The sequence below is a fragment of the Streptomyces murinus genome, assembly GCF_002154555.1.
GTDB lineage: Bacteria > Actinomycetota > Actinomycetes > Streptomycetales > Streptomycetaceae > Streptomyces > Streptomyces murinus.
This window is the reverse complement of sequence record NZ_MUNF01000129.1, coordinates 1-10372: the sequence shown is the minus strand read 5'-3', so window position 1 is coordinate 10372 and position 10372 is coordinate 1. Positions and strand designations below refer to the sequence as shown.

General features: G+C 71.4%; 4 protein-coding genes and 1 tRNA gene. 1 reads left to right on the top strand and 4 read right to left on the bottom strand.

Annotation, left to right across the window (positions count from 1 at the left end):
* Window positions 1–4 precede the first annotated feature (4 nt).
* From CCN72_RS38930 to CCN72_RS10055, 4 genes are all read right to left on the bottom strand, one after another.
* Window positions 5–98: transfer RNA gene (locus tag CCN72_RS38930), tRNA-OTHER, on the bottom strand.
* Between the two features lie 374 nt (window positions 99–472).
* Entirely contained in the window at window positions 473–1567 is a 1095-nt protein-coding gene (locus CCN72_RS10065; protein ID WP_086807214.1) for an SDR family oxidoreductase, read from the bottom strand.
* Complete coding sequence (gene pks2, locus CCN72_RS10060; protein ID WP_279630226.1) at window positions 1564–7869, bottom strand: sulfolipid-1 biosynthesis phthioceranic/hydroxyphthioceranic acid synthase; 6306 nt, start codon at window positions 7867–7869, stop codon at window positions 1564–1566. The genes CCN72_RS10065 and pks2 overlap by 4 nt, the downstream gene beginning before the upstream one ends.
* A gap of 60 nt (window positions 7870–7929) precedes the next feature.
* Window positions 7930–8142 (bottom strand): hypothetical protein, encoded by a 213-nt coding sequence (locus CCN72_RS10055; protein WP_086807213.1) that lies wholly within the window; start codon window positions 8140–8142, stop codon window positions 7930–7932.
* A gap of 192 nt (window positions 8143–8334) precedes the next feature.
* Here CCN72_RS10055 and CCN72_RS10050 point away from each other — a divergent pair, with 192 nt between their 5' ends.
* The gene (locus CCN72_RS10050; RefSeq protein ID WP_107430083.1) at window positions 8335–9954 is read left to right on the top strand and encodes an NAD(P)-binding protein; all 1620 of its coding nucleotides are present in this window, start codon (window positions 8335–8337) and stop codon (window positions 9952–9954) included.
* The last annotated feature ends 418 nt before the right edge of the window (window positions 9955–10372 follow it).

Sequence of the window (10372 nt, the reverse complement as noted above, 5' to 3'; positions counted from 1 at the left end):
GTTGCGGAGAGGGCAGGATTCGAACCTGCGTGGACCCTTGCGGGTCCGACTTCGGGCTGCTGCCCTGGTCCCCGATGAGCCGCTCCGGGCACCTCTCCTCGCGTCCGGCCTGTGCTCTAGGGCCTGTCTGACAATTCCCGTCGTCGCCCGGAGGGCGGCCGCGCGGCGTCAGGTGCGTGCTCTCGGGGTGCCGGGCGTAGGCCCTCGTACTGGACGTACTTGGGTCTGCGCCCGGTGCCGCGAGAGTGCGTGCATGGCGTCGCGCGGCAGACGGGAATTGTCAGACAGGCCCTAGCGCCGTTCACGGGTACTACCGTGCCAGGCCCCGCTGACACGCCCCTGACCGTCTGCTGACCGGCGGTTCCGCACCCGAGGACATGTGGAGACGCCCTCGGTCACCTCACGCTCCCGGTCCGGGCCGAAGGCGACCCGCAAGACCACGAACCGTGATGCGGCCGGGGACGAACGGCCTTCAGGTGGTGATCGAGCGCGCGTACCGTTCCAGGTAGGCGTCGTCGAGGGGAGCGGCCCGGTAACCGGTCCGTCCCAGCTCCCGCCAGGTGGCCTCGCTGTGCATCACCGGTGCCCGTCGGTCCGTGCCTGCCCCCAGGAGCCAGTTCCCGACCTCGCCCACGCCGCGAAGGGGAAGGGTGTCCGGCTCGTCGGGGTTCTTCGCGAGGGCGTCGAGCCAGTCCTCGACGGGGACTTCGGCCACCGTGGTACCTGTCCCGCGAAGGGCGGCGACGACGGTCTTCAGGGGGACGGGCTCGCGCCGGAACAGATGGCGGACCCGGTGGGGAGCGCCGCCCGGGCGGGACAGGGCCACGATCTGCCGCGCCACCTCTTCCGCTGTCTCGAGAGGGAACGGCCCGGCGCCTGCGGGAGCCAGGCCGAGGGCCGCGATCGCTCTGACCAGTGGCGCGAGGATGTCCGATGAGGAGACGGTGGCCACGGGGCAGCAGTCCACGACCATGGCCGGACGGTAGACGGCGGTCGGTACACCGTGGGACCCGGCCGCGCGGACCTCACGTTCGGCGGCGACTTTCGACCGGGTGTAGCCGAGCGGGCCGGCGGTCTCCATGGTCGGTTCGGTCCTCTCGTCGACAGCGGCCAGACCGGTGTTGCGGGCCCACATGAAGACGCTGGCCGAGGAGACGTGGTGGAAGGCGACTGCTGTGCCCTGTCGCTCGATGGCCTCGTGGGTGAAGTCGAGCAGGTGCCGGGTGCCGCCGACATTGGCCGGCGCCAGCTCTCGGTAGGGGGCCTTCATGTGCACATGGGCGGCACAGTGGTGCACCTCGCGTGTCTGCTCGGCCAGTTCGGCGTAGCGTCGTGCGGAAAGGCCGAGGCGCGGTTCGCGGATGTCCGCGGCGACCGCCACGAGCCGCTCACCGGACCCGAGGGGTCCCATCCGGCGCAGATGTGTGCGCAGGCGTTGCCCGGCGGCCTGGTCCGTGGGGGCACGGACCAGGCAGTGCAGGGTCGCGTCCGTGCCCGCCAGGAGCGCGTGCGCCAGATGACCGCCCAGCGATCCGGTGGCCCCGGTCAGCACGATGGGGTGGCTCATGCCCGTTCTTCTTCGGTGTCGAATGCGAGGAGGGACAGAAGGTGGTTCGCCAGGGCGCGTGCCGTGCGATGGGTGGCGAGATCGCGTGAGGTGAGCCGGACCCCGGTATGGGCCTGGAGCCGGACCCGTAGTTCGAGCGTCCCGAGGGAGTCGAGCCCGTAGCCGTCGAAGGGCCGGTCGGGGTCGACGGTGGTGCGTGCGATGGCACCCGCCTGCTCGCACAGGAGACGCCGGAGCCGGGCGGGGCGTTCCTCCGCGGACAGGCCGCGCAGTTCCTGAAGGACGGTGTGCGCGTCACGGCCGTCGTCGGATCGGCCGCGGAAGGCGGCGGCGAAGGGGCTGCGTTCGGCGAGCGCGGTGAGCCAGGGCGCGCTGCCGGGCCGTGCGTATCCGGTGAAGGCACGGGTGTGCCGCAGGATGGTCTCGAAGGCGTGGGCGCCCTCGTCAGGGGTGATCTCGGCCTTGATCACGGCTGTCACGCGGTCCGAGCCGAGGGCCCTGGCCCGGCCGATCTCGGTCCAGGCACCCCATGCGATCGCGTGCGCGGGCAGTCCCTGCGAGCGGCGCCAGTGGGTGAAGGCGTCGAGCCAGCTGTTGGCCGCCGCGTAGGCACCCTGGCCGGGGGAGCCGAGCAGAGCGGCGCCGGAGGAGAAGCAGCAGAACCAGTCCAGGGGCTGTCCGGCACTCGCCCGGTGCAGATGCCAGGCGCCGTAGGCCTTGGGTGCCCAGTCCCGGTCGATGATCTCGTCGCTGATGTTGGCGAGGGTGGCGTCCTCGACGACGGCGGCGGCGTGCAGCACACCCCGGAGCGGCAACCCGGTCGCGCACGCCGCCTCCACGAGCCTGCGGGCGGTGCCCGGCTGGGCGACGTCGCCGCATTCCACCTGGAGGTCCGCACCGCGGGCGCGGATCTCCTCGATCTTCCGCCACGTCGGGTCGTCGGGCTTCGAGCGGGAGGTGAGGACGATCCGCCCGCACCCCGCCGCCGCCAGCCGTTCGGCGAGGAACAGACCCAGTCCGCCCAGGCCACCCGTGATCAGGTAGGCGCCGTCCGGCCGGAACACCGGCACGCGCTCCGGGGGGACCGTCACCTTCGAGGTGCCGGTCCGCTCCACCTGGAGTACGAGTTTGCCGTCGTGCCGGGCGTTGCTGATCTCGCGCACCGCTTCCGCGGCCCGCCGCAGGGGATAGGACGTCACCAGGGGTTTGGGCAGAGTGCCGTCGGCGATGCGAGGGAGTACCTCGCGCAGCAGCGCCTGTATCCGGTCCGGGTCCATCCGGCGCAGCAGGTTCAGATCCACCAGATGGAAGGAGATGTTGCGGCGGAAGGGGTACAGGCCGAGCCTCGTGTTCTCGTACACGTCCCGCTTGCCGACCTCCAGGAACCGGCCCCCGTGGGCGAGGACTTCGAGTCCGGCCCGTTGAGCCGGGCCCGTCAGGGAATTGAGCACCAGATCGACACCGTCGCCTCCGGTCACCGCACGGATCTGTTCGGCGAACGCCAGGCTGCGCGAGTCGTAGACGTGCTCGATGCCCATCTCACGCAGCAGTACACGGCGTTGGAGGCTGCCCGCCGTGGCGTGTATCTCGGCGCCGGCCGCCCGGGCCACGGCGATCGCGGCCCGCCCCAGCCCGCCGGTCGCCGAGTGGATCAGCACCCGCTCCCCGCGGCCGATGCGGCCCAGCGTGTGCAACGCGTACCACGCCGTCAGGTACGCGGCCGGTATCGCGGCTCCCTGCTCGTCGGTCAGATCCTCGGGCACAGCCATGGCCAGGCGGGCGTCACAGGTGACGAAGGTGCCCCAGGTCCCGCGGTCGCCGCTGGGGACACCGGTCACCCGGTCCCCGACCCGGTGACCGCTCACGCCCGCGCCGACGGCCGTCACCGTGCCGGCGAAGTCCACGCCCAGCTCCGGATCGCGGGCGTCCGGTGCGAAGCCGCGGCCGAGAGCGGCCAGGACATCGACGAAGTTGACACTGGCCGCGGTGACGGCGACCTCGATCTCGCCCGGGCCGGGCGGGATCCGCTCCGCCTGCCTCAGTTCCAGGGTGTCCAGGTCCCCTGGAACCCGGATGCCGCAGCGCACCCCGGCACTGTCGTTGCGGACGGTGGCGGTGAACCGTTCCTGCGGAGCGAACGGGGCGATCCGCAGCCGGGCGGCGTACCGGCTGCCGTCACGCCAGGCGGTCTCGTCCTCGGCCTCGTCCGCGAGCAGCTCCTGCGCCACGGCGGAACCGTCCCGGGTGCCGGCCGCCAGGTCGATGTGGGTGACGCGCAGCGCCGGCTGCTCCACGCCGATCACCCGCGCCAGACCGCGCAGCCCGGCGTGGTCCAGGCTGACGAGGTCCTCGTCGCGGACGTGCTGGGCCGCGCGTGTCACCGCGAACAGGCGCGGAGGATCGCGCAGTTCGAGCAGGCAACGGGCGACGCGCACCAGGCGCTTGACGTACTCGCGCCCCAGCCGGACGGACTCCTCGTGAGGTTCCGCGGCCGCCGGGGCAGGCGGGAGGAAGACGACTCCGCGATAGGCACCCAGCGAAGCGGCGGAGTCCGGCGTCGCGGAAACCGTCGTGCACCGGGCTCCCGCGGCTTCCAGCGCGGCGGTGAGCGACGCGGTCAGAGCCTCGTCCTCGGCGACCACGAGCCACCGGCCCCCGTCGGCGTGGACCGGCGCGGGGGGCAGGGGCCGCGGGATCCAGTCGACGGCCATCAGCCGTTCCGGCAGCAGGGAGTCCAGGCCGCCGGAGTCGCCGCCTCCCATCCGGAAGCCGCGCACGCGCATCAGCACCGCGCCGTACTCGTCGACGACATCGAGGTCGGCGGTCACCTGGCGACGGTCCTGGCCGGTGAGCCGCGCCCGGCAGTACCGTGCCTGCCGCAGCGGGCCGAAGACGTGCACACTGTCGGCGCCCAGGGGAAGCAGCAGCCCCTCGGGCGCGGCCGGTCCGGTCAGGGACGGATGCGCGGCGACCGACTGGAAGCAGGCGTCCAGGAGCACGGGATGCACGCCATAGTCGCTCCGGCTCCGGTGCAGGAAGGGCGGCAGGGCCAGTTCGGCGAGCGTGGTGCGGTGCCCGTCGCCGGTGTGCACACGCGTCACCGCCGCGAAGGCCGGGCCCAGTTGGACACCGCGTGCGGCGAACATGTCCCGCAGCGCTTCGCCTTCGATCGTGCCGGCGTGCGCGGCGAGCAGGGCCGGTACATCCAGCGGCGCGGGCTCCGCCGGCCCGGTGCCGGCGGCCTTGAGGGTGGCGGTGGCCCGCACGGTCCGGGCGTCGTCGTCGGTGGTGTGCACCGTGAAGAGGGCCGTGCCCGCCTCCTGGACCTCCCCCGTGGCGACCACGGTCGTGTGCGCGTCGAGCGTGAGCAGGTCCTCGAACCGGATGTCGGTGGCGACGGCGCCTTCACCGAAGAGCGTACGCGCGGCGGTGAGCGCCATCTCGCAGTACGCCGCACCCGGCAGGGCGGCCAGCCCTCCCACCTTGTGATCGGCCAGCCACGGGAGCGGGACAGTGCCCACATCGCCCTGCCAGGCGTGCCGTTCCTGCGGCTCGGGCAAGCGCACATGCGCGGTGAGCAGCGGATGTCCTGCCCGCCCCGGCCCAGCGGCATCCCGGTCCGCGGGCCGCACGAACAAGTGCCGGTGCGTCCACGACGGCAGGGGGACGTCGAGCAGCCGCCCCGAGGGGTACCAGGCCGCGAAGTCCACCGTCGCCCCGGCCGTGAACACCTGGCCGACGGCCGGCGCCAGGCCCTGGGGCAGTCCCACTCCGCGCCGCATGCACGCGATGGCCTCGGCGGGGGTCTCGTGGGCCTCGGCGGTCTGCTCCACGGCGCGCGTGAGCAGCGGATGGGGGGCCAGCTCGACGAAGACACGGTGTCCGTCGTCGAGCGCCGCGCGCACGGCGCCCGCGAAGCGGACCGGACGGCGCAGGTTGTCCACCCAGTAGGCGGCGTCGAACTCCGGTGCCGTCAACGGGCTGTCGAGGCACGCGTTGTAGTAACGCACCGCCGCGGGACCCGGTGTCAGATCCGTCAGGCATTTCACGAGGTCGTCGAGGATCGGGTCGACCTGGGGAGAGTGCGACGCCACGTCGACGGCGACCTCGCGGGCCATGACGCCCCGTTCCTCCCATGCCCGCACCAGCCGCCGGACGGAAGAGGCCACCCCGCCGATGACGGTGCTCAGTGGCGAGGCGATCACCGACACCACGACGTCCTCGACGCGCGCCCGCTCCAGTTCCTCGCGTACCTCCGACGCGGGCAACTCCACGGACGCCATCGCTCCCGCCCCGGCGATGCGGGCACACAGCTCGGACCGGCGGCAGATCACCTTGACCCCGTCCTCCAGGGTGAGGGCGCCGGCCACCACGGCCGCGCCGACCTCTCCCATCGAGTGACCGATCACGCCGCCGGGTACGACACCACGCGCGCGCAGGGCCGCCGCCATACCGATCTGCATCGCGAACAGCACGGGCTGGACACGCTCGATGCCGGTGACGGTCTCCGGGCAGGTCATCGCCTCCCGGACCGAGAACCCGGCCTCACGGGCTATGAGCGGTTCGATCTCGTCGACGGCGGCCGCGTACGCCGGTTCCCGGGCGAGCAGGTCCCGGCCCATCCCACCCCACTGGGAACCATGCCCCGAGAACACCAGCACCGGGCCGCCGTGACCGCGCTGAACACAGGGACGGAGCGTGTCGTCCTCGGCGATCTCCCGCAGACGAGCGGCAAGGCCGGACAGATCCGGGGCGAGAGCCGCGGCGCGTACGGGCCGGTGCCCGCGCCGGCGGGCCAGGGTGTAGGCCACCTCCCGCGCCTCGACGGGCGCCGCCCCTTCCTGCTTCCGGTCCCTCTCCCGGGCCTCCGCCCAGTCCGCCAGCCGGCGCGCGGTCGCCCGCAGCTCCTCGACGGACGAGGAGGAGACCGGGAACAGCATGTCCTCCCACGGGCCTGCGGTATCGGCAGGGCAGGGCGGCTCCGGATCCGGTGCCTGCTCCAGCACGGCGTGGACGTTCGTGCCCGTCATACCGAAGGACGACACCGCCGCGCGCCGCACACCGCCGGGCACGGGCCACTCGACGGGGCTCGTGGGCACGAACAGGCCGCTGTCCACCGTACGAAGCTGTTCCGGGAGGGCCGTGAAGTGCAGACTGGCGGGGACCACTGAGTGGAACACGGCCAAAACCGCCTTGGCCAGCCCGAGTACGCCTGCCGCGGCCTCGGTGTGCCCGAAGTTGGATTTCACCGACCCCAGCGCGCATCGCACACCGTCGCGTCCGTACACCTCCGAGAGCCCGGCGAACTCGATGGGGTCGCCCACCGGTGTACCGGTGCCGTGCGCCTCCACCATGCCGACGGTCTCGGCCGCCACCCCCGCGGCGGCCAGGGCGGCGCGGTAGACGTCCGACTGCGCCTGCCGCGAGGGCTTGGTGATGGTGCCCGTACGGCCGTCCTGGTTCACCGCGGTTCCCCGGATCACCGCCAGTACCCGGTCGCCGTCGCGTCGTGCGTCCTCCAGCCGTTTGAGGAACACCATGACGAATCCCTCGGACCGCACGAACCCGTCCGCGGAGGCATCGAAGGCACGGCAGCGCCCGGTCGGTGACAGCATGCCCTGGGCGGAGGCCGACGCACTCACCTCCGGGGCCAGCAGCACCTGGCCGCCGCCGGCCAGCGCCGTCTCGCACTCGCCCTCGGCCAGACTCCGGCAGGCCAGGTGGACGGACATCAGCCCCGACGAGCATGCGGTGTCGACGGTCAGCCCCGGGCCCTTCAGGTCCAACGCGAAGGCGATCCTGCCGGACGCCATGCTCCACGCGTTGCCGGTGAAACCGTAGGGCCCGTCCAGCACTCCCGCGTCGAGGCTGAGCAGGGTGTAGTCGTCGTGCGACTGCCCGACGAAGACACCGGTCCTGGTGCCCGCGAGCGAGGAGGGCGGCAAACCCGAGGACTCGACCGCTTCCCAGGCCGTTTCCAGTAACAACCGGTGCTGCGGGTCCATGGCCCGGGCCTCGCTGTCACCGATACCGAAGAATGCCGCGTCGAATCCCTGGACGTCTTCGAGGAACGCGCCCCAGCGGGACACCGAGCCGCCGCTGGCGCCCACCTCGGGTGAGTAATGCTCCTCGGCGTCCCAGCGGTCGGCGGGAATTTCTCCGATCATGTCCGCACCGTCCCGGAGAGTTTTCCACAGCACGTCGGGAGAATTCACCCCGCCGGGGAGACGGCAGCCGATCCCTATGACAGCAACGGGTATCGCACGCAACGGAAGCTCCTTGCCATATGTGTGACTGATCACCCTGAGGCGACACACTGTGCCCGCCCGAACGGCCTCCTGTCACCGAGGAGAAACCACTGATCAAGTGAACTTGTTGAAATCCGGCGGACGCGAACAGCGCCTCTGGCGGAAGGCCGCGACCGGGATGCCCGCGGAGCCGACGACGACCGCCACGGCCTGGATGCCGCTTCGGAAAATACGGGCTTTCAAGACCTGACGGATCAAATCATCGCAAACCGCATATTCGGTCTGATAGATGTGCGAGAAACACGTGTCCCGTGCCAACGCGGTCATGCACCCGCGTGCCAGGACATCCACCCACGCGCCTGACGACGGTGACGCATCCGCCCCCCGGCGGCCGACTGTTCCAGGCCGCGTCCGACCTGCCAACTCCTCTGCCCCCGCGGCCCGCAGCGCCGTCGCGCGAACCACTGCCCGGACGCCGGCCACGCCCCGCGCCGCCGAAGCCCGGCGCCCTCGAAGGCTGTGAACGGACACGTCGCGTGCGGCGAGACACATCATGAGAAGCGGGCAAGTTTCAACCGATTCACGGATTTACGGGCCGTCACCCGTCGACGGACCCACCACCCCTGCCCCAGACTCGGCGGTATCCACTTCCCGTATCCCTCCTCACGAAGCTCGGTGGCTGCCGTGGGTCGTTCAATTCGTGTCGCCGTCATAGGAGCGGGCGTTTCAGGGATCTGCGCGGTCCACTATCTCCGAACGGTTCCAGGAGTGACCTGCGTGGCGTTCGAGAAAGCGGAACGCGTGGGAGGAACTTGGCGGGACAACACGTACCCGGGCGTGGCGTGCGACTTACCTTCCCGCTACTACAGCTTCTCCTTCGGCCCGGCCCACGACTGGACCAGGAGCCTCGCGTCGGGAAGCGAGATCCTCACCTACATCGAAAAGGTCGTCCGGCAACTCGGTGTGGACAACGACATTCGTTTCGGCCGTGAAGCGGAGACACTCACATGGGACGAGCCCGCACGGCAATGGATCGTAGAAGTACGCGGATGCCCCCCGGAACGGTTCGACGCGGTCGTCGCGGCCACAGGATTTCTGCGCGTGCCGCGGATGCCGGACATCAAGGCGCTCGACGCGTTCGAGGGACCGGTCTTCCACACCTCCCGCTGGAACCACCAAATACCCCTCCAGGACAAGCGGTTGGCCGTGGTGGGAACCGGAGCGAGCGCCATCCAGATCGTGACGGCCCTGGCACCGGTGGCGCGATCCCTCGTGGTGTTCCAGAGCACGCCGTCCTGGATACTCCCGTTCCGATCCATCGGCTACTCACGCCTGGGACGCCTGCTGTACCGGACGATTCCGGGCCTTCGAGAACTGCACTACAACGCCAACCGCGTGCTGTGGGAGACCTTGCTGGAAGGCACCGTTCACCCGGGCATCACCCGGGAACTGCTGTCCCGGGCATGCCGGTGGCACCTGCGCGCGGCCGTCCACGACGCCGGCCTCCGGCGGAAGCTCACCCCGGACTACCAGCCCCTGTGCAGGAGAGGACTCCTGGGCACCGACTTCTACCGCACCCTCGCCCGGCATGACGTCACCCTGGTGGACTCTCCGGCGGCAGCGGCGGGAAGACAGGAGATAGAGGCCGAGAACGGGACCGTACACCCCGCCGATGTCCTCGTCCTGGCCACGGGGTTCGACGCCCAGGCCTATCTGCATCCCATCACCGTCCGCGGCCGACAAGGCATCCCGCTGGCCGACCACTGGAAGCCCGGGCCGCGATCCTACCTTTCGGTCATGGTCCCCTCATTTCCCAACTTCTTCATGATGCAAGGCCCTTACAGCCCGTCCGGCAACCAGTCCTCGATCGCGGCAGCCGAAATCCAGGCGAAGTACATCGCCAAGTGCCTGCGCGCCCTGCACCGCGGACAGGCGGACGTCCTGGAACCGACCGAGGACGCGACCGACACCTTCCTCCGGCACACCCGGTCGGCGCTGCCCCGCACCGTATGGGCGAGCGGCTGCCACAGCTACTACCTCGGCCCGGACGGCACCCCGGTCGTCTGGCCGTGGAACGCCCGCGCCTACCGCCGCCGACTGCGCCGGCCCCGCCTACCGGACCTCGTACCCGAGAACTGAGCCACCCGCGAACCCCCGTCCCCATCGGCACCGGTCCACCCGCCGCACGCCGGTTCCGCACAGGAGCCGTTCATGAGCTCGCAAACGCCACCGGACCCGCATCCCCCATCAACACAAGGGGAGCAGACCGCCGCGCCACACCTGCCCGGCGCCCGCGCCGGAGCAATCCGCACCGCCTTGGGCCCGGCACGGACCCGGCACCCCGCGCCCGCGCGTCCGGGGCCGGCCACCCGCTCTTCCCCGGGGAACCCGCGGGCACCTGCGGGCAGAACCCCGGCGGCCCGCGGCCACCCCAAGACCACCACCGGCACTACCGCCACGCACCCCGTCAACGGCTGCCTTGGGCGGCAACTCGGCTGATTCCCGGCTGACCCCGCCCATGACCGGCGGGCATCCGACGCATGTCGCCCCCCTGACC